Source organism: Amycolatopsis sp. GM8, from assembly GCF_021653975.1.
Lineage (GTDB): Bacteria > Actinomycetota > Actinomycetes > Mycobacteriales > Pseudonocardiaceae > Amycolatopsis_E.
The window spans coordinates 1,294,375-1,312,380 of the sequence record NZ_JAJKFK010000001.1; the positions used below are offsets into that span (position 1 = coordinate 1,294,375).

An 18,006-nucleotide genomic window follows, 5' to 3' on the forward strand; every position below is an offset into this window, starting at 1 on the left:
TCGCAAGCGTGGAGCACGAGCTTTTCCTTCTCCGGCATGGCCAGACCGAGTGGTCGGCGAACGGCCGCCACACCGGGCGCACGGACGTCCCGCTCACCCCGGCTGGTGAGAACCAGGCGAGGGCGGCGGGGCTGACGCTCGGCACCCTGCGCAAGGGCCAGGCGCTGGTCGTGACCAGCCCGCGCCGGCGCGCGGTCCGCACGGCCGAGCTGGCCGGGCTGGTGGTCGACGAGACCACCGAGGACCTGGCCGAATGGGACTACGGCGACTACGAGGGCATCACCACCGCGGACATCCGGAAGACGGTGCCCGGCTGGACGGTGTGGTCCGGGCCCGTCCCCGGCGGGGAAAGCGCCGCCGACGTCACGGCGCGGGCCGATAAGCTCCTCGATCGGGTGCGCGCCGCGCTCGCCGAGACCGAGGTGATCCTCGTCGGGCACGGTCACTTCGGCCGGGTGCTGGTGGCCCGCTGGCTGGGCCTGCCCGCGCAGTCCGGAGTCCACTTCGGACTCGACCCGGCGGGCGTCTCGGTACTGGGCGATGAGCGGGGCGAGCCCAAGATCGAGCACCTGAACATCCCGCCGTCGTAGAGAAGGTTCCCGCCTTGGCCGAGATCCGCCGCGTCAAAGAGTCCGATGTAGACACTCTCGTGCAGCTGGTGCACGACCTCGCCGCGTACGAGAAGGCGCCCGCGGAGTGCCGGCTGAACGCCGCCAAGCTGCACACAGCGCTGTTCGGCGAGCACCCGGCGGTCTTCGCCCACGTCGCCGAGCAGGACGGCGAGATCGTCGGGTTCGCCTTGTGGTTCCTGAACTTCTCCACCTGGCGCGGGGTGCACGGGATCTACCTCGAAGACCTGTACGTGCGGCCCGCGCTGCGTGGTTCCGGCCTCGGCAAGGCCCTGCTGGCGACCCTGGCGCGCGAATGCGTCGAGAACGGGTACCAGCGGCTGGAATGGTCGGTGCTCGACTGGAACCCGGCCACGGGCTTCTACAAGGCCCTGGGCGCCACCGCGATGGACGAGTGGACCGTCTACCGCCTCACCGACACCGCCCTCGACAACCTGGCCCGCACAGCCTGACCCACACGACCGTCGAACTCGCCGTCGCGAGTGTCGGAGTCGCCGTCGCGAACGTACGACTCGCGCGCCGGGGCGCCACGCCCCGCGAGTCCGACGGTCAGGACGGCGAGTCCGACGTTGGGGACGGCGAGTCCGACGTTCGGGACAGTGAGTTCGGCGTTCGGGTCAGTCGTCGTGGTGGTCGCGGTCGGCGTGGCGGCCTTCGAGACCGCCACGCTCGGCGGCGTCTTCCTCGCTCTCGCCCGGCCGCTGGCCCAGCGCCCACGCCCGCGAAGGCTGCCGGAACAGCAGCACGATGATCAGCAGGCCCAGCAGGATGACCGGCACCCCCGGCCCCGGCTGCCCGGACGGCCCGGCCAGGTACCAGCCGGCGCCGATGGTGATCAGCGCGATCACCACCCCCGGCGAGCGCGCCCACGTGTGCCCCATCCCGAGACCGGCGGCGCAGGCCAGCACCACGAGCGCGAACAGCAGGAAGAAACCCGCCTCCGCGAGGACGTTGTTGCGCGGCGCGGCGGAGCTGCCCGACGCGGCGAGCACCATGACGCCGAACCCCAGCAGGCCGAGGCCCAGCAGCGCGGTGACCAGCCCGGCGAGCCGGACCTCGCGTGGCGCGGGAGCGATCTTGTCGGTGATCGACACGGGAAAAACGCCTTCCACCTGCGGCCGTGACCTTGTGTGAGCACTTTCGATGGTATGCCACCCGGTCGGCCGTTTTCGAATCGCGGCCGCTCGGGTCAAGATCTGAGTGTCGTCGGCGAGCGGGCGGTCGGCCCGGGTGCACTTGTCACGACGAGCGGCACTGCGTGAACGATGGGAGGTCCCACCGGCACTCGGATCTGTTCCCGTGAGTTGGCACTCCGCACCCCACCGCAGTGACGGTGGTTGACCTACCCTGCGAGTTGTGCGCGCGATTCTCGTCGTCAACCCGCAAGCCACGTCGACCACGGCCGGTGGCCGCGATGTGCTGGCCCATGCGCTGGCCAGCCAGATGAAACTCGAGGTGGTCGAAACCGACTACCGCGGGCATGCGCTGGCCGTGGCGCGCAGCGCGGTACGAGACGGCATCGACCTGGTCGTCGCGCACGGCGGTGACGGGACGGTCAACGAGGTCGTCAACGGGATGCTCACGGACGGGCCCACGAACCGGACCGCGCTCGGCGTGGTCCCCGGCGGCTCGGCGAACGTCTTCGCGCGCGCGTTGGGTATCTCCCGGGACCCGGTCGAGGCCACCCACCAGCTGCTGCGGGCCGTCGAGGACGGGCAGAGCCGGTCGGTGGGGCTGGGCAGGGCCGACGAGCGCTGGTTCACCTTCAACGCCGGCCTCGGCTGGGACGCCGACGTCGTGGCGGCCGTCGCCGACCGGCGCGGCAAGCAGACGAACGCCCTGCTGTACATGCGCTCCGCCGTCGCCTGCTACTTCAACCCGCCGCGCGGCAAGGAACCGCTGACGCTGCACATCCCCGGCGAGGACCCGGTCGAGGTGCGCACGGCGTTCATCTCCAACACCGATCCCTGGAGCTACCTCGGCCCGCGCCCGGTGCGCTTCAACACGGGCACGTCGTTCGAGACCGGCCTCGGCCTGTTCGCGCTGCGCACCCTGAGCCTGTGGACCGTTTACCGGCACGTGCGGCAGTCGCTGCGGTCGGAGGCGAAGCACCGCGGGCGGAATCTGGTGCGTCATGACGATCTCGCGAAGCTCCGGATCGAGGCGCCGCACCCGGTGAACTTCCAGGTGGACGGCGATCCGGTGGGCCGGCGCAGCCAGGTCGAATTCGTCAGCGTCCCACACGCGCTGAGCGTGCTCATCGGCGGGTGAGGGCCCGCGGAGTGATCGTTCGGGGCAAAGTGCAAGTTGCCGTTCGTCGACACACAAGCCCCGTTTACCGCACCGTCCTTTCCGTCCAGTGGCCGTTTCGGAGAGAAACCGCAGGTCAGCAGCGTCGCTCGACCAGGTGAGCTGACTCACCGATCTCCAGAAAACCCTTGTCGAACGCGTGTCTTCGTGAAAGCATTCACAAGCACCCAAAAAAACGACCGCCATGACGACTGTGGCGCATCACACTGCGCCCTTTAGAAGGAGCTCACCGATGGACTGGCGCCACGACGCGGCCTGCCGAGACGAGGACCCCGAGCTGTTCTTCCCTGTAGGGAACAGCGGTCCCGCTCTGCTTCAGGTCGCCGAGGCGAAGGCCGTTTGCCACCGCTGCACCGCAGCGTCCGACTGCCTGGCCTGGGCTTTGGCCAGCGGGCAGGACGCCGGTGTCTGGGGCGGTATGAGCGAAGACGAGCGCCGCTCCCTCAAGCGTCGCCGCGCTCACTCCGGTATCCGCTGACTTCGCGGATCAAGGCAAGCTTTTCGCCTTCAACGGGCGCTGGACACTATTCGTGTACCAGCGCCCGTTTTGTTTGCCCTAGAGCCGGCGGCTCAACGGAATTCGCAGGGCGGCTTCGGTGCCGTGCACATCCGCGTCACGGACCCGGCGCAGGGACAGCGAACCACGCAGCTCGGACTCGATGAGCGTCCGGACGATCTGCAGGCCGAGGCCGTCGGCGCGTTCCAGCGAGAAACCCGACGGCAGGCCGCGGCCGTTGTCGCGGATCACCACGTCCAGCCAGCGCGCCGAGCGGGACACCGCGATCTCGACCTTGCCCGGCCGCCCGTTGGGGAACGCGTGCTCGACGGCGTTCTGCACGAGCTCGGCCAGCACCATCACCAGCGGGGTCGCGATCTCGGCCACGACCACGCCGAACGAGCCGGTGCGCTTGATGCTCACCCGCGATTCGGCGGTGGCGACCTCGCCGACCATCGGCAGCACGTTGTCCAGCAGCTGGTCGAGATCGACCCGCTCGTCGACCGACACCGACAGCGCCTCGTGCACCATCGCGATTGACGCGACCCGGCGCACCGATTCGGTCAGCGCGAGCCGCGCCTCCTCGCTCGCCGTCCGCCGCGACTGCAGCCGCAGCAAGGCCGCGACTGTCTGCAGGTTGTTCTTGACCCGGTGATGGATTTCGCGGATCGTCGCGTCCTTCGACAGCAGCGCCCGGTCCCGACGCTTCACCTCGGTCACGTCCCGCACCAGCACCAGCGCACCGGCCGGCTGGCCGTGCGGCCGCAACGGCAGCGCGCGGAACAGCACGACGGCGCCGCGGCGCGAGTCGGCCTCCGTACGGCTGCCCGGTTTGCCGTCCAGCGCGTCCAGAATCCGGTGTGCGACCTCGGTGGCGTCGAACGGGTCACGGATCAGCGAGCGGGTCAACGGGGCCAGCCTGGTGCCGACCAGGTCCGCCTCGTGGCCCATCCGGTGGTACGCCGACAACCCGTTGGGGCTCGCGAACACGACGTTGCCGCCCGCGTCCAGCCGGATCAGGCCGTCCCCGACACGCGGGCTGGTGTGCACGTCGCTCTGCGAATCGGCGCTCGGGAACGTGCCGTCCGCGATCATCTGGCACAGGTCGCCCGCGCTGCCGAGATACGCGACCTCCAGCGGGCTCGGCACCCGCGGCGCGGCCAGGTTCGTCTCCCGGCTGAGCACCGCGATCACGGCCCCGGCGAAGGTCACCGGCACCGCCTCGCGCCGCATCGGCAGGTCCCGGAACCAGTGCGGGTCCTCCTCGCGGCAGATCCGCACCTCGCGGAGCGCGCGGGCCAGCTGCGGGTGCTCCTCGCCGGTGACCCGGACGCCGACGACGTCCTCGGGATGCGCCGTCAGCCCGGTGGTCGGCCGGGCCTGGGCGACGCACACGAAGTCGCCGCCCTCCTCGTTGTGCTCCGGCGAGACGGGCACCCACAGCAGGAAGTCCGCGAACGACAGGTCCGCGAGCAGCTGCCACTCGGCGACCACGGCCTGCAGGTGATCCGCGGCCTCACCGGGCAGCCCGGTGTTCTCGGCGAGCAGGTCGGAAAGTGTGGACAAGGGGTCACTCCGGCGAGCAGGGGTATCGGATCCATGTAACCAGAGCGGACCGGGTCGGCACAGGCCGGGCGGCGCCTGCCACACTGGAGCGAGCAAGCAACACCCGAGGAGCAGATATGTCGAAGCGTGCCCGCAAGCGCCGGGACCGGAAGAAGAACGGCGCGAACCACGGCAAGAAGCCCAACGCCTGAGCGCGGAACGTAAAAGGCCCCGGCACGTGCCGGGGCCTTTTTTACGAGCTGTTCTCAGTCGTGGTGCTCGACGCGGACTTCGGTCTGCTCGACGGATACGCCGCCGCGGATCTCCACCGTCTGGCGGATCGACGCGCGCAGCTTGTGCTTCAGTTCCGCCGGTGCCTGGTCACCGCCGCACTTGCGGGCCAGCAGTTGCTTCAGCGCGGCGTCGATGCCGTACTCGGCCAGGCACGGCGGGCAGTCCTCGATGTGTCGCCGCAGTTCCGCGTCCCGCTCCGCGCTGCATTCGGAATCCAGCAGCAGGTAGATCTCCGCGAGTGCCTGCTCGCAGTGCACCTCGTCCTGACCGGACTTTGCTTCGTGCGGGTTCACTGCGCCACCTCCTGCTGCGCGCGCCTGATGAAGCCGCGGTCACGCGCGACATCGGCGAGCAGGTTCCGCAGCTGCGCCCGGCCACGGTGCAGCCGGGACATCACGGTGCCGATCGGAGTGTCCATGATCTCGGCGATTTCCTTGTAGGCGAATCCCTCGACATCGGCAAGGTACACCGCGAGCCGGAATTCCTCAGGCAGTTGCTGCAAAGCCTGCTTGACGTCGCTGTCCGGCAGCCGGTCCATCGCCTCGACCTCGGCCGACCGCAGGCCGCTGGAGGTGTGACTCTCCGCCTGGGCGATCTGCCAGTCGGTGATCTCCTCGGTCGGCTGCTGCACCGGCTGGCGCTGGCGCTTGCGGTAGCCGTTGATATACGTGTTGGTGAGGATGCGATACATCCAGGCCTTGAGGTTCGTTCCCTCCTTGAAGGAGTTGAACGCGCCGTACGCCTTGAGATAGGTCTCCTGCACCAGATCCTCGGCGTCGGCCGGGTTGCGGGTCATCCGCATGGCCGCCGAGTAAAGCTGGTCCAGCAGCGGCATCGCGTCGCGTTCGAAACGCTCGGCGCGTGCTTCCGCCTGCTCTTGCTCGACGGCGGGTGTCGCGTCGTTCGGCGTGCTCGGCAAACCTTTCCCTTCCCCGTGCGCATAAGACAGCTCCGAGGATACGCGGGCGGCTTTCGTCTGGCCCGGCACGGAGGCCTGACCAGGACGTGTGAGGTTCTGCACCCTGCCGGCGGGGCGAGCGAGATCGGTCATCACGACAGCCATAACGGGAATCCGGTGGCCGTCATTCCCGAATCGATTACGCTGCGAACACCATGGCAGGCAAGGGAACTCCGGCGACCGCGGTGCTCGCGAAACAGCGGATCGCACACACGCTGCACACGTACGATCACGATCCGAAGCACGAGTCGTACGGCCTGGAAGCCGCCGAAGCGCTCGGCGTGGAGCCGTCCCGGGTGTTCAAAACCCTGGTCGCGGACGTGGACGGCAAGCTCACGGTCGGCGTCGTGCCGGTCACCGGCCAGCTGGACCTGAAGGCGCTCGCGGCGGCGGCCGGTGGCAAGCGCGCGAAGATGGCCGAGGCGGCCGCGGCACAGCGCGCGACCGGTTACGTGCTCGGCGGGATCTCCCCGCTGGGGCAGCGCAGCCGGCTGCCCGTTGTGATTGATTCGTCAGCAGAGGCGTTCGACACAGTGTTCTGCTCGGGCGGCCGGCGTGGGCTGGAAATGGAGCTGGCGCCCGCGGATCTCGTCCGGCTCACCAGCGCGACCGTCGCGGCGATCGCCGGCTAGCGAGCTGATCGCAGGTACTCCCGCAGGTGCTGCTCCTCGGTGCGGCCGTGCAGCGGGAACGTGAAGCTCGAACCGTCCGGCCAGACGATGGTGCGCGTGCGGAGGTCGACCTCCGGGGCCTGCGGTTTGCGCGCCTGCCACACGATCCGCGGCGCGGGCGCGCCGGCTGGGTCGGTGATGGTCGATCCGGTGTCCACGATCGCGAGCGCGGACGACGAGCACACCAGCCAAGGGCCCTTCACCGGCCGGAGCTGGTCCACCAGGTCGAGCGCCATCGCGTTCGCCGGGCCCTTCACCCGGATTTCCCGCTTGAACGGATGTGCTGCCCCGCGAGCGTCCGCGCCATTCGCCAGGAAAAACACGAACAACGCCGCGCCACCGATACCGCGCAGGATGTTCCAGAAGAACCGCCGGACGAGGTTCTTTCCCTTGATCGTGCCGTCCGGGCGCCTGCCAGGCACGTCGAATCCCAGGCCGTCATCCCCGAGGCGCAGCACCACGAACGGTTCACGCCACTGGCCGCGCATCACTTCCTCGACACGTTCCCGGAACCCCGGACGGACAAGGGTCTTGTCCCGTTTCGCCGCGAGCCGCTCTTCGTTGGCGAAGATGTTCTGCGCGGCTAGATGTCGAGATTCTTGCTGGTCTCCTCCGGACTCTGGTCCCCGCCGATCTCGCTCTTGTTGAACCACGGTTCGTCCCCTTCGCCAGTGACGGCGTCCTTGCCTTCGCCGTAAGCCGCTTTCCCGGCCCCGATGCCGGCCTTGACACCCGCGCCGGCGAGCAACGGACCGGCGCCGACCGAGGTACCGAACATGGTGGTGAGCGCGCGGTTGCTCGGCTGGAAACCCTGGGCGACCGCGCCGAACCCGAACTTGGTCTCCCCGGGCATCACACCGACCCGCAGTTTCCTGGTGAAGACCTCCAGCTTCCCGGAGAACTTGACGAGGAACTCCATGAACGTGTCGAGCAGCTTCCCGAATTTGCCGAGGTAGCGGGTGACCTTCTGCAGCACGCTGGCGGCCTTGGCGATGGACGCGGTCATCGCGGCGGCGACCGAGCCGCCGAAGCTGATCACCGAGGCGGCCAGCGCGGGCAGCCAGAGGGTGATCAGCCACGAGACCAGCTCGGTGATGATCGCCTTGATCACCTCCTCGATGACCACCATGACCATCGACCACATCTGCAGCACCTCGGCCACCGAACCGGCCGCCGAGCCGACACCGCGGATGCCGGACGAGAAGTCGCCGAGCGCTTCCTTCGCCGCAGCACCGGCCTTGTCCACCCAATCGGCCAGGGCCGTGTCACCGGTCTTCTCGAAGTCCTCGGCGAGCGCGACGAAACCCTGCGCGATCGTGACGTAGTTTTCGGAAGCGTGCCCGATGGCCGGCCCGTCACCGGTGACCTGGTGCAACGCGTCCTGCAGCGGCTGGACCAGTTCGAGCAGCATGTTCAGCCCGTGGCTGACCAGCCAGCCGATCGGGTCCATGGCGAAGGTGACCATGTCTCCGGCGGCGGCGCCGACGAACGCCGCGCCGTCGCCGACCAGCGCGGCACCCGCGGACGCGAGCTCGCCCGGGCCATCCGCCTCGGCTGCCTGCCGCGCGTGCCCGGCGATCGACTTGCCGGAGTCGTAGACCGTGCCCACCACCGGTGCCGCGCTCAGCCCGCGATCGAGATTCGCGCCCATGCTCTCGTCGTAGCCCTCGACGTTCAGCGTGTCGGCAATGCTCTTCTTGTCGGTCACGGGTTACTCCCCCACCGCGTCGATTTCCGCCTGGTACTTGCCGAACGTGATCTTCCCGGCGTCCTCGTTGCCCTGGTACATCTGCGACGCCGTGTCCAGCTTGGTGGTCAGCCCGTCCACGCCGTCCTTGAGATCGCTCAGCAGCGAACGTAGTTCGGCCAGGCGGTCGGTATAGCCCTGCTTGGCGAAGATGCCGATCACGCCCCACGCCTCGTTGCTCACGTCGGCGGTGTCGATCAGGGTGCCGAACTTGTCCGCTTCCTGCTGGTAGTAGGGCAGTTGCCGGGCGTACCGGGCGATCGCGTCGATATTCGTCTGGATTCCGTCGGACATCGTGGGAGCCCCTCGGTCGGTTCGGTCAGCGGCGCAGGACGGTGCCCTGATCGAAGTAGTCGTCGTCATCCCCCGGGCTGGGGCGGCGCCTCGGCGGCGCCGCTTGCTGCGGCGGCTGCTGTTCCTGCGACGCGGGCTCGTCCGCGTGGGTTCCGAACGCTTCGGCCTGGGCCTCGCGAACCTGCGCCGAGATGTTCACGCCGAACGCGTCACCGAACGCGCCGTCGACGATTCCGGCCTGCTGCTGGACGGCCCCGGCGACCGCCTGGCGGAGGGTGCGCATGATCGTCGCGGCCAACTGGTCCGACCCGAGGCGGACGGCGCCCGGGGCCAGCCGGATGTCGGTGACGGTGCCGCCGGCGCCCGCGACCACCGTGACGGTGCCGTCCGGTGCGGTCGCGGTGCTCTGCACCTGCGCGATCCGCTCCTGCATGTCGTCCACGCCGGCGAAGCTGGCCTCGGCCTGGCGCACCTTGGCCTGGAAGTTCTCGAACTGCGCGATCAACTGGTCCATGTGCGCAGACATGACGCCCCCTCGTGCGGCCGGTCGGTGGATGCACGGATTGTGCCAGAGTCACACCAGCTGGTGGCGAAAATCCGAAAAGTCACGAACCGCCGAAAGGCGCTCCGCGCGTCAGTCGAGCGGACGCAGCACGCGGGTCAGCCATTCCGACGTGATCCGGGACAGCGCCTCGAGATCCTTGTCCAGGGCGTGCGTGCCCGGGATGACGACGACCTCGTGGTGCGGCGCCGGTTTCGGGCGGCCGAACGGGTCGGTCTCGCCCTGGACCACGAGCGTCGGCACCTCGACGGCGTCCAGTTCGGACTGCCGCGAGCTCTCCGGCCTGCCCGGCGGATGTTCGGGAAAAGCCAGGCACAGCACGGCAACCGCCTGTCCGGCGGCCGCTGTGCGGCAGGCCACGCGAGCACCCGAGGACCGGCCACCGAACACCTGCGGCAGCCCGTCGAACCGCCCGGCGAGTTCCTCCGATACCGCGAGCCAGGCCGCGTCGAGCTGCTTCGCGGGCGCCGGGGCACGCCGGCCCGCGACCCGGTACGGCTGCTCGATCAACGCGACGTCCACGCCCACGGCCTGCGCCGCGCGCGTCACCGCGACCAGATCCTTCGCCTCGATCCCGCCCCCGGCACCATGCCCGAGCAGCAAGACGGCCTGCCCCTGCTCGGCGCAATGCAGGTCGGCACGCGCCGGGCCGTGCGGAGTGGCGATCTCGATCCGGGTCATTTCGGTACTTCGAACAGGGCCGACTCGGCGGTCGCGTCGAGATCCGGCTGCCCGGGCTCGACGCGCTCCAGCAACTCCGGGCCGTTGTTGCGGACGTTGTTGACGCGGTCGGAAATCGGCCGCAGCTCCAGGGTGTCGACCAGATCGGCCGGCGGGGTCATCAGCTCCGTGACGTCAGCGCGGTCCGGATCCAGCCAGCCCGCCCATTTGTCCTTCGTCATCAGCAGCGGCATCCGGTCGTGGATGTCGGTGAGCCGGCCGATCGCGTCGGTGGTGATGATCGAGAAGGTGATCAGCGGGTCCGCGTCGTCCTTCTTGGGGTCCCGCCAGCTCTCCCAGATGCCGGCGAACGCGAGGTCCTCGCCGGTCATGAAGAACGGTTCCTTCTTGCCGTCGGTCTTGCGCCACTCGTACCAGCCGTCGGCGGGCACCAGCAGGCGGCGCTTGGCCAGCGCCCGCTTGAACGCGGGCTTCTGGGTCGCCGTCTCGGCCCGCGTGTTGATCATGCGGTTGCCGACCGACGGGTCCTTCGCCCAGAAGGGCACCAAGCCCCAGCGCATCACCCGCAGGCTGCGCACCGCGGGCTCGTCTTCGAGCACCTGACCCTCGGCGTCGCGCGGATGCCGCTGCACGACGGTGACCACATTCTTGGTGGGCGCGACGTTGTAGTCGTTTTCGCGGGCCTTGCCGTCGGTCTCGTCCACCGCGTCGAACTCCTTGACCAGATCCGCGGGGTTCTTGGTCGACGCATAGCGGCCGCACATCTCGCCAGCTCCTTCGCGCGGGTACTCGGACAACCATCGTGACACACATCGGGGATCATCGTGTTCGTACACATCGACGGCGGGAGACCGGTTTGGCGGGCAGGGACTGGAGCAAGCTCGACGAGAGCGACGTCCGGGTGCGCCCCGGACGCGGTTCACGCCCCCGCAGCAAGCGCCGTCCCGAGCATGCCGACGCCGTGGCGGCGATGGTCGTCGTCGTCGACCGGGGCCGCTGGACCTGCGCGGTCGGCGGCGACCCGAAACAGGTCGTGACGGCGATGCGCGCGCGCGAACTGGGCCGCACCCCGGTGGTCGTGGGCGACCAGGTCGGACTCGTCGGGGATGTCAGCGGCAAGCCGGACACGCTCGCCCGGATCGTCCGCGTCGAGGAGCGCGCAAGCGTGCTGCGCCGCACGGCCGACGACACCGATCCGTACGAGCGGATCGTCGTGGCGAACGCCGAGCAGCTGCTCATCGTCAGCGCGCTGGCGGATCCGCCGCCGCGCACCGGGTTCATCGACCGGTGCCTCGTCGCGAGCTTCGCCGGCGGGCTGCGGCCGATCCTGTGCCTGACGAAAGCGGACCTCGCGAGCCCGGACGATCTGCTCGCGCTCTACGCCGATCTCGATGTGCCCGCGATCGTGACCAGGCACGACGAGGACTCGCTGCCCTTGGCCGACACGGTCCACGGCCGGGTGTCGGCGCTCGTCGGGCATTCCGGGGTCGGCAAGTCGACACTGGTGAACCGCCTCGTGCCCGACGCCGAGCTGGCCACCGGCGAGGTCAGCGCGGTCGGCAAGGGCCGGCACACGTCGGTCACCGCGATCGCGCTGCCGCTACCCGACGGCGGCTGGGTGATCGACACGCCCGGCGTGCGGTCGTTCGGGCTGGCGCACATCACCGCCGACGACATCGTCTCGGCGTTCCCCGAATTCGCCGAAGCCGCCGAGGAATGCCCGCCGGGCTGCGGTCATCTCGGTCCGCCCGAGGACCCGGACTGCATGCTGGACGAGGTGCCGGAAACGCGGCGGCTGCGATCTTTGCGGCGGCTGCTGACATCACGCGCCGGTCTGGAAACATAAAGCTCCGTTCACACGATTGGGGCAATATGAGAAAAAGACAGGTGATCGCCGCTGCCGCGGTGACACTCACGCTCGCCGGTTGCGGAGCCCGCCCGGTAGCCGGTAGTCCCACCGCGGACCCGCAGGTTTTCGGCGACGCGCAGGCACTCGTCCGCGCGGCCACGACCCAGACCGAGAAGGTCAAGTCCGCGAAGTTCAGCATGGACACCGCACTGCTCGGGCAGTCCTTGACCGCCCAGGGCGAGGGCCGGTTCGACGGTGACAACTCGGCGATGCAGCTGACGATGCACATCGGCCCGCTCGACGAGACGATGCGCTACGTGAACAAGACGTTGTACCTGCAGGTGCCCGACCAGTACCGGGCGCAGGTGACCGGTGGCAAGCCATGGGGGAAGGTGCCCGCGGACAGCCCGGCGGCGGAGCAGCTGGGGGCCGCGCAGGCCCAGCAGAACGATCCGAGCCAGACTCTCCAGCAGATCCAGGAAGCCGGCACGATCACCCGCAGCGCGCGCGAGACGCTCGACGGCCAGCCGGTGACCCACTACTGGATCGACGTCGGTTTCGCCAAGGCGCTCGACAAGTTCAAGGACACCGGGCTGTCGCAGGAAGACCTGGACAAGCTCGGAGCAATGAACCTGACCATCCCGGTCGAACTGTGGCTCAACAGCGACCAGCTGCCGGTCCAGATCACCGAGGACCTGGGGGGCGCGTTGAAGGCCGCCGCGGCGGCTGAGGGACCCTCGTCCGCCGCCCCGTCTGACCTGAGCATGAAGCTGACCATGAAGTACAGCGACTGGGGCACCCCGGTCGACGTGCAGGAGCCACCCGCCGACCAGGTCGGCGAAGCGAAACTGCCCGGCTGATGTCCGCGCGTCGGCTACTCGTCCTGGTGCGGGTAGCCGATGCGGGTGGGCGCGTCGAACGTTTCCTTGATCGAGCGCGGGCTGGTCCAGCGCTGCAGGTTGAACATCGAGCCCGCCTTGTCGTTGGTGCCCGAGGCCCGCGAACCGCCGAAGGGCTGCTGGCCGACGACCGAGCCGGTCGGCTTGTCGTTGACGTAGAAGTTGCCGGCGGTGAACCGCAGCGCGTGGTGCGCCTGGCCGATCGCGGCTCGGTCATCCGCGAATATCGCACCCGTGAGCGCGTACGGTGCGATCCCGTCCATCTGCTCGAGAATCCTTGCGTAGCCGGCATCTTCGTAGACGTGCACGGCGAGGATCGGGCCGAAGTATTCGGTCGAGAACACCTCGTGCCCCGGGTCTTCGGACACCAGCACGGTGGGCTCGACGAAGTAGCCGATCGCGTCGTCGCAGTGGCCGCCGACGAGCGCGTGCAACGCCGGATCGGAATCCACAGTGGACAGCAGTTTCCGGTGCTTGGCAAAGGCCCGCACGTCGATCACCGCACCGCCGAAGACCGAGAAGTCCGTGATGTCACCGTATTTCACGGTTCGGGTCAGATCGGCCAGTTCCTCGCGCAGGCCGCCGTCCCACAGCGAACGCGGCAGGTACGCGCGCGAGGCCGCCGAGCATTTCTGGCCCTGGTACTCGAAAGCGCCCCGGACCATCGCGGCGACGAGTTTTTCCTTGTTCGCCGAGGAATGCGCGACGATGAAGTCCTTGCCGCCGGTCTCGCCGACGATCCGCGGGTAGCTGCGATACGCGTCGAGGTTCTCCGCGATCCGCCGCCACAGCAGCTTGAACGTCGCCGTGGAACCGGTGAAGTGCAGGCCCGCGAAACCCGGGTCGGCCAGCGCGACCTCGCTCACCGCGCGGCCGTCGCCGGTCATCAGGTTGAGCACGCCCGGCGGCAGGCCCGCCTCCTCGAACGCCAGCATCGTGTAGTGCGCGGCCAACTGCTGGGTCGGCGTCGGCTTCCACACCACGGTGTTGCCCATGATCGCCGGGGCGGTGGGCAGGTTGCCGGCGATCGCGGTGAAGTTGAACGGGGTGATCGCGACGACGAACCCGTCGAGCGGCCGGTAGTCCATCCGATTCCACGCGCCCGGCACCGAGTTCGGCTGCTCGGCGAGGATCCGGCGCGCGTAGTGCACGTTGAACCGGAGGAAGTCGATCAGCTCGCAGGCCGCGTCGATCTCGGCCTGCTGCACCGATTTCGACTGCCCGAGCATCGTCGCGGCGTTGAGGGTGTCCCGGTACTTCCCGGCGATGAGGTCCGCGGCGCGCAGGAAGATCGCGGCCCGCTCGTCGAACGGCAGGTCCCGCCAAGCGGGCGCGGCGAGCTTCGCCGCTTCGACCGCGTCGGCGACGTCCGCGGGTGTCGCGTGCGCGGCCACGCCGAGGACATGCTTGTGGTCATGGGGAGCGACGACCTCGAACGCGTCACCCCCGCCGAGCCTGCGCCGGCCGCCGATCGTCTGGGGCAGCTCGTGTTTCTCGTCCGCCAGTTCGGCGAGCCGCCGCTGCAGCGACTCCCGTTCGGGACTGCCGGGGGCATAGCTCAGGACGGGTTCGTTGCGCGAGGCAGGCACGTTCGTGACGGCGTCCATGTTCATACGCTACGCGCTTCGCCTGGAATATGAATGACGTTCACCATTGCTGCCTAGAGTTTTCGATCATGGCGGAATCAGAAGAGAACACCGGAAAATCCTTCACCCGTCGTCGTTTGCTGGGGGCAGCCGCGGGTACCGGCGCGACGCTCGCGCTGCCGCTGAACGTGCAGCGCGCACTGGCGTGACCACCCCCGAGCAAACGGCCTTCCCTGCGCGACATCGAACACGTCGTACTCCTGATGCAGGAGAACCGCAGCTTCGACCACTACTTCGGGACGATGTCCGGCGTCGCCGGGTTCTCCGACCCGCACGCGATCAGGCTGCCGACCGGCCGCAGCGTCTTCTACCAGCCCACCGACGCCACACCCGAGGGCTACCTGCTGCCGTTCCACCTCGACAGCCGGACCACCTCGGGCCTGAAGAACCCCGGCACGGACCACAGCTGGGCCGTCCAGCACGCCTCCTGGAACGGCGGCAAGATGGACTCCTGGCTCACCGCACACATGCAGCCGGGCTCGGACGGGCCGGAGAAGGCGCCGTTCATCATGGGCTACTTCGACGAGCAGGACATCCCGTTCCACCGGGCGCTCGCGGACGCGTTCACCATCTGCGACCACTACCACTGCTCGATGCTGTCCTCGACGACGCCGAACCGCGTCATGTGGGAGACCGGCGGTATCGACCCGGAGGGCACGCACGGCGGGCCGGTCCTCACCAACGCGATGGGCGTCAACACCTGGCCCACCTATGCCGAGGCGCTGACCGACGCGGGGGTGAGCTGGAAGCAGTACTGGGTCGACGGTGGGATGAAGAGCCAGACCCCGTACTGGAAGGCGTTCCGCGAAGCACCAGCCGACTCGACGCTGGCGATCAACAGCAAGGTGAGCCCGATCGGCCAGTTCGAGTACGACGCGATCAACGACCAGCTGCCCACGGTCAGCTGGCTGTTCCCCGGCCCCGGCCAGAACGAGCACCCCAACCAGGGCGCGATTCCCGCAGCCGGTGCGCAGTTCATCGCGTCGAAGATCGACGCCATCGCCGCGAACCCGGACGTCTGGGCCAAGACGGTCTTCATCGTCAGCTGGGACGAGAACGACGGCCTGTTCGACCACGTTGTGCCGCCCACCGCACCGCCGGGCACACCGCTGGAGTCCACGACGCTGACCTCCCCGGGCGGCATCCACGGTGAAGGCCTGCCGCTCGGTGCCGGTTTCCGCGTCGGCTGCCTCATCGTGTCGCCGTGGACCGCCGGCGGCTGGGTGTGCAGCGAGAACTTCGACCACACGTCGCAGCTCCGGTTCCTCGAAGAGGTCACCGGCGTGGAGTGCGTGAACATCAGCCCATGGCGGCGCAGCACGTTCGGCGACCTCACGTCGGCATTCCGCTTCGACCAGCGGCCGTCCCCGCCGCCGACCCTGCCCGACACCACCGGCAACCTGGCCCTCGCGCAGTACGAGATCGACCACCTGCCGGCGCCGGCCGCGCCCACCGGCCACCAGACCCCGCCGGCGCAGGCACCCGGCCACCGGCCGGTCACCCCACGCCGGCCGCACCACCCGTGAGGACTACAGCAGCTCCAGCAGGAACGGCAGCTCCTGGGCCGCGTACCAGGCCAGTTCGTGATCCTCGGCCTCGCCGAGGGTGAACTCGGCGTCCAGGTCGCCGAGGTCGGCGGCATCGATGACCTCGGCGGCCGCGTGCACGGCCGCCTCCGCGTCCTCCGCGTCGACGTGCACCGCCGCGACCTCGTCGAACACGATCGGGCCGGGCAGCTTCACCACGGCCGCGTCGAGGTCGGGGCGGACGACGGCGTTGTCCACGTCGACCGAGAGCACGACCCGCCGGGGCAGCTCCTGGTCGTCGTCCCCGATCAGCCGCAGTGACGCGCGGGCCGCGTCGAGGAGCGCGGCGTACTCCAGTTCCTCCGTGTCGCCGCTGGTGTAGGACTCGCGCAACGCCGGGGTCAGCGCGAAGCCGGTGCCGCCTGGCGGCTGCAGCTTGCCCTCGGAAACGAGCTTGCGCAGCATCCCGATCGTCGCCGGGAGATAGACCCTCACCAGTGCGTCCCCTTCAGTTCGTCGAGCGCATCCTCGACCATCGCGGCCAGGTTCCCCACGTCGGACACGGCCTTGCGGTCCCCGTTCAGTCCGAAGTAGACATGCCCGTGGTAGGACGTGACCCCGATGGCGAGCGCCTGGTTGCGTGCCAGCGGGATCACCGGGTACATCTCGGTCAGCCTCGCCATCCCCGCGTACAGCGGCTGCTGCGGGCCCGGTGAGTTGGTGATCACCAGGTTGAAGATCCGGCCGGAGAAGGACCCGGCGGCCCGCGCCGCCAGCGAGTGCATCGTCGCCGGCGCGAACCCGCCCACCTTCAGCATGGCACGGGCCGCCACCGAACGGCTGGAGTCGGTGTAGACGCGCATGGCGTGGCTGATGTGCCGCAACCGCAGCACCGGGTTCGCCTCGCCGACCGGCAGGTCCAGCAGATGCGCCTCGACCTGGTTGTTCACCAGTCCGGCGGCGGAGAACTCGACGGTGTCCGGTTCGAGCACGGCCATCGGCACGAGCGCCCTCAGCGTGGCGCTGGGCTGCAGGGCCTCCCCTCGGGAGAGCAGCCACTCCCGCAGCGCGCCGGTCAGCACGGTCAGCACCAGGTCGTTGACGGTGCCGCCGTGCTCGGCGCGGATCTTGCGGTAGTCCTCCAGCTTGGTGCGCACGACGGCGAACACCCGGCCGCCGCTGACGTGCTTGTTCAGCGGGCCGGCCGGGGCGGGCCGGATGATCGTGCGCACCGCGGCGGCGACCCCGCCGATGGTGTCGGCGAGCTTGTCCACGGTCGCGGCCGCGTCGCCGACGATGGCGCGCACGTTCTCCATCAGCTCGCCGGGCCGCTGCACGGTCTCGCTGACCGCGTCCAGCACGAGCTGCGTGGCCGACGGCATCCGGCGGGGCGCCCAGGCGTCCTCGTAGGGCTCGCACAGCTGCGGCACGGTGTCGAGGATCAGCTGGCCCAGCTCGACGGTGCCGATGCCGTCCACGACGGCCTGGTGCGTCTTGGTGACCAGCGCGACCCGGCCGCCCGCGAGCGCTTCGACGAAGTACGCCTCCCACAGCGGGCGCTCGTGGTCCATCGGCCGGGCCATCAGCTGCGCGACCAGGTCGAACAGCTGCTCGTCGCTACCGGGCGAGGGGAGCGCGGAGCGGCGCACGTGGTAGTTGAGATCGAAGTCGGTGTCGTCGACCCACACCGGGCGGGCGAGATGCCCCGGCACGGAGAGCACGCGCTGCCGGTAGCGCGGCAGGTAGCCGAGCCGCTGGCTCACCAGGCACAACAGCTGCTCGTAGTCGAAGCCGTCGCGCGGGCGCTCGAACACCGCGACCCCACCCACGTGCATCGGGGTCGCCGCGTCCTCGAGGTACAGGAACGACGCGTCGAGCGCGGACAGGCGGTCGGGCATG

The 18,006-nt window shown here is 69.4% G+C and carries 22 protein-coding genes; 9 read left to right on the top strand and 13 right to left on the bottom strand.

Annotation, left to right across the window (positions count from 1 at the left end; genetic code table 11):
- Nucleotides 1-8: 8 nt before the first annotated feature.
- Together LOZ83_RS06145 and LOZ83_RS06150 are read left to right on the top strand one after the other, a co-directional pair.
- A complete protein-coding gene (locus tag LOZ83_RS06145; RefSeq protein ID WP_236789195.1) occupies nt 9-590 on the top strand; it encodes a histidine phosphatase family protein in 582 nt (193 codons plus the stop codon).
- Between the two features lie 14 nt (nt 591-604).
- Nucleotides 605-1,081: a GNAT family N-acetyltransferase gene (locus tag LOZ83_RS06150; RefSeq protein WP_236789196.1), complete on the top strand. Its 477-nt coding sequence runs from the start codon at nt 605-607 to the stop codon at nt 1,079-1,081.
- A gap of 165 nt (nt 1,082-1,246) precedes the next feature.
- Here the strand turns inward: LOZ83_RS06150 and LOZ83_RS06155 are convergent, their stop codons facing one another.
- A complete protein-coding gene (locus tag LOZ83_RS06155) occupies nt 1,247-1,723 on the bottom strand; it encodes a hypothetical protein (RefSeq protein ID WP_236789197.1) in 477 nt (158 codons plus the stop codon).
- A gap of 262 nt (nt 1,724-1,985) precedes the next feature.
- Between LOZ83_RS06155 and LOZ83_RS06160 the strand changes: the two genes are divergently transcribed.
- Both LOZ83_RS06160 and LOZ83_RS06165 read left to right on the top strand, forming a co-directional pair.
- The gene (locus LOZ83_RS06160; protein WP_236789198.1) at nt 1,986-2,900 is read left to right on the top strand and encodes a diacylglycerol kinase family protein; all 915 of its coding nucleotides are present in this window, start codon (nt 1,986-1,988) and stop codon (nt 2,898-2,900) included.
- A gap of 271 nt (nt 2,901-3,171) precedes the next feature.
- Nucleotides 3,172-3,417 carry a WhiB family transcriptional regulator gene (locus LOZ83_RS06165; protein WP_236789199.1) on the top strand — a complete coding sequence of 82 codons (246 nt, stop codon included), beginning with the start codon at nt 3,172-3,174 and terminating at the stop codon, nt 3,415-3,417.
- 78 nt (nt 3,418-3,495) lie between these two features.
- On the opposite strand, the gene LOZ83_RS06170 is transcribed toward LOZ83_RS06165, so the two are convergent.
- Nucleotides 3,496-5,001, bottom strand: coding sequence for a sensor histidine kinase (locus LOZ83_RS06170; protein ID WP_236789200.1), 1,506 nt, complete (start codon nt 4,999-5,001; stop codon nt 3,496-3,498).
- A gap of 116 nt (nt 5,002-5,117) precedes the next feature.
- On the opposite strand from LOZ83_RS06170, the gene LOZ83_RS40715 reads away from it, so the two are divergent.
- Nucleotides 5,118-5,192: a 50S ribosomal protein bL37 gene (locus LOZ83_RS40715; RefSeq protein ID WP_098515123.1), complete on the top strand. Its 75-nt coding sequence runs from the start codon at nt 5,118-5,120 to the stop codon at nt 5,190-5,192.
- Nucleotides 5,193-5,246: 54 nt separating this feature from the next.
- Here LOZ83_RS40715 and rsrA read toward each other — a convergent pair whose 3' ends face one another.
- Complete coding sequence (gene rsrA / locus LOZ83_RS06175; RefSeq protein WP_236789201.1) at nt 5,247-5,567, bottom strand: mycothiol system anti-sigma-R factor; 321 nt, start codon at nt 5,565-5,567, stop codon at nt 5,247-5,249.
- The gene (locus LOZ83_RS06180) at nt 5,564-6,193 is read right to left on the bottom strand and encodes a sigma-70 family RNA polymerase sigma factor (protein ID WP_236789202.1); all 630 of its coding nucleotides are present in this window, start codon (nt 6,191-6,193) and stop codon (nt 5,564-5,566) included. The genes rsrA and LOZ83_RS06180 overlap by 4 nt, the downstream gene beginning before the upstream one ends.
- 194 nt (nt 6,194-6,387) lie before the next feature.
- Between LOZ83_RS06180 and ybaK the strand changes: the two genes are divergently transcribed.
- The gene (ybaK, locus tag LOZ83_RS06185) at nt 6,388-6,864 is read left to right on the top strand and encodes a Cys-tRNA(Pro) deacylase (RefSeq protein WP_236789203.1); all 477 of its coding nucleotides are present in this window, start codon (nt 6,388-6,390) and stop codon (nt 6,862-6,864) included.
- Here ybaK and LOZ83_RS06190 read toward each other — a convergent pair.
- The 6 genes from LOZ83_RS06190 to LOZ83_RS06215 all read right to left on the bottom strand — a co-directional run bounded on the left by LOZ83_RS06190 (nt 6,861) and on the right by LOZ83_RS06215 (nt 10,951).
- Nucleotides 6,861-7,391 carry a hypothetical protein gene (locus tag LOZ83_RS06190; protein ID WP_236789204.1) on the bottom strand — a complete coding sequence of 177 codons (531 nt, stop codon included), beginning with the start codon at nt 7,389-7,391 and terminating at the stop codon, nt 6,861-6,863. The genes ybaK and LOZ83_RS06190 overlap by 4 nt on opposite strands.
- A gap of 95 nt (nt 7,392-7,486) precedes the next feature.
- Nucleotides 7,487-8,554, bottom strand: a complete 1,068-nt coding sequence (locus LOZ83_RS06195) for a hypothetical protein (RefSeq protein ID WP_255823374.1) — start codon at nt 8,552-8,554, stop codon at nt 7,487-7,489.
- Nucleotides 8,555-8,614: 60 nt separating this feature from the next.
- Nucleotides 8,615-8,944, bottom strand: a complete 330-nt coding sequence (locus tag LOZ83_RS06200; RefSeq protein ID WP_236789206.1) for a hypothetical protein — start codon at nt 8,942-8,944, stop codon at nt 8,615-8,617.
- A 25-nt stretch (nt 8,945-8,969) separates the two neighbouring features.
- A complete protein-coding gene (locus tag LOZ83_RS06205) occupies nt 8,970-9,470 on the bottom strand; it encodes a YbaB/EbfC family nucleoid-associated protein (protein WP_236789207.1) in 501 nt (166 codons plus the stop codon).
- Between the two features lie 108 nt (nt 9,471-9,578).
- Nucleotides 9,579-10,187: an alpha/beta family hydrolase gene (locus LOZ83_RS06210; protein WP_236789208.1), complete on the bottom strand. Its 609-nt coding sequence runs from the start codon at nt 10,185-10,187 to the stop codon at nt 9,579-9,581.
- Nucleotides 10,184-10,951: an SOS response-associated peptidase gene (locus LOZ83_RS06215; RefSeq protein ID WP_236789209.1), complete on the bottom strand. Its 768-nt coding sequence runs from the start codon at nt 10,949-10,951 to the stop codon at nt 10,184-10,186. The genes LOZ83_RS06210 and LOZ83_RS06215 overlap by 4 nt, the downstream gene beginning before the upstream one ends.
- 92 nt (nt 10,952-11,043) lie before the next feature.
- Between LOZ83_RS06215 and rsgA the strand changes: the two genes are divergently transcribed.
- Together rsgA and LOZ83_RS06225 are read left to right on the top strand one after the other, a co-directional pair.
- On the top strand, nt 11,044-12,033 hold the full coding sequence (gene rsgA / locus LOZ83_RS06220; RefSeq protein ID WP_236789210.1) for a ribosome small subunit-dependent GTPase A: 990 nt from the start codon (nt 11,044-11,046) through the stop codon (nt 12,031-12,033).
- A gap of 26 nt (nt 12,034-12,059) precedes the next feature.
- On the top strand, nt 12,060-12,896 hold the full coding sequence (locus tag LOZ83_RS06225; RefSeq protein ID WP_236789211.1) for a hypothetical protein: 837 nt from the start codon (nt 12,060-12,062) through the stop codon (nt 12,894-12,896).
- A gap of 14 nt (nt 12,897-12,910) precedes the next feature.
- On the opposite strand, the gene pruA is transcribed toward LOZ83_RS06225, so the two are convergent.
- A complete protein-coding gene (pruA, locus tag LOZ83_RS06230; RefSeq protein WP_236789212.1) occupies nt 12,911-14,542 on the bottom strand; it encodes an L-glutamate gamma-semialdehyde dehydrogenase in 1,632 nt (543 codons plus the stop codon).
- A 221-nt stretch (nt 14,543-14,763) separates the two neighbouring features.
- Here pruA and LOZ83_RS06235 point away from each other — a divergent pair, with 221 nt between their 5' ends.
- Complete coding sequence (locus tag LOZ83_RS06235; RefSeq protein ID WP_308190197.1) at nt 14,764-16,107, top strand: alkaline phosphatase family protein; 1,344 nt, start codon at nt 14,764-14,766, stop codon at nt 16,105-16,107.
- Between the two features lie 3 nt (nt 16,108-16,110).
- Here the strand turns inward: LOZ83_RS06235 and LOZ83_RS06240 are convergent, their stop codons facing one another.
- Both LOZ83_RS06240 and LOZ83_RS06245 read right to left on the bottom strand, forming a co-directional pair.
- A complete protein-coding gene (locus LOZ83_RS06240; protein ID WP_236789214.1) occupies nt 16,111-16,602 on the bottom strand; it encodes a hypothetical protein in 492 nt (163 codons plus the stop codon).
- Entirely contained in the window at nt 16,599-18,005 is a 1,407-nt protein-coding gene (locus LOZ83_RS06245; protein WP_236789215.1) for a wax ester/triacylglycerol synthase family O-acyltransferase, read from the bottom strand. Before LOZ83_RS06245 ends, LOZ83_RS06240 begins: the two co-directional genes overlap by 4 nt.
- Nucleotide 18,006: the final 1 nt, after the last annotated feature.

What these genes read in the sequence shown, in the direction of transcription:
- LOZ83_RS06245 (WP_236789215.1), bottom strand. Translation starts at nt 18,005, where the DNA reads ATGCCCGACCGCCTGTCCGCGCTCGACGCGTCGTTCCTGTACCTCGAG.
- LOZ83_RS06165 (WP_236789199.1), top strand. Translation starts at nt 3,172, where the DNA reads ATGGACTGGCGCCACGACGCGGCCTGCCGAGACGAGGACCCCGAGCTG.
- LOZ83_RS06215 (WP_236789209.1), bottom strand. Translation starts at nt 10,951, where the DNA reads ATGTGCGGCCGCTATGCGTCGACCAAGAACCCCGCGGATCTGGTCAAG.
- LOZ83_RS06200 (WP_236789206.1), bottom strand. Translation starts at nt 8,944, where the DNA reads ATGTCCGACGGAATCCAGACGAATATCGACGCGATCGCCCGGTACGCC.
- LOZ83_RS06225 (WP_236789211.1), top strand. Translation starts at nt 12,060, where the DNA reads ATGAGAAAAAGACAGGTGATCGCCGCTGCCGCGGTGACACTCACGCTC.
- LOZ83_RS06195 (WP_255823374.1), bottom strand. Translation starts at nt 8,554, where the DNA reads ATGGGCGCGAATCTCGATCGCGGGCTGAGCGCGGCACCGGTGGTGGGC.
- ybaK (WP_236789203.1), top strand. Translation starts at nt 6,388, where the DNA reads ATGGCAGGCAAGGGAACTCCGGCGACCGCGGTGCTCGCGAAACAGCGG.
- LOZ83_RS06190 (WP_236789204.1), bottom strand. Translation starts at nt 7,391, where the DNA reads ATGCGCGGCCAGTGGCGTGAACCGTTCGTGGTGCTGCGCCTCGGGGAT.
- LOZ83_RS06210 (WP_236789208.1), bottom strand. Translation starts at nt 10,187, where the DNA reads ATGACCCGGATCGAGATCGCCACTCCGCACGGCCCGGCGCGTGCCGAC.
- LOZ83_RS06205 (WP_236789207.1), bottom strand. Translation starts at nt 9,470, where the DNA reads ATGTCTGCGCACATGGACCAGTTGATCGCGCAGTTCGAGAACTTCCAG.
- pruA (WP_236789212.1), bottom strand. Translation starts at nt 14,542, where the DNA reads ATGGACGCCGTCACGAACGTGCCTGCCTCGCGCAACGAACCCGTCCTG.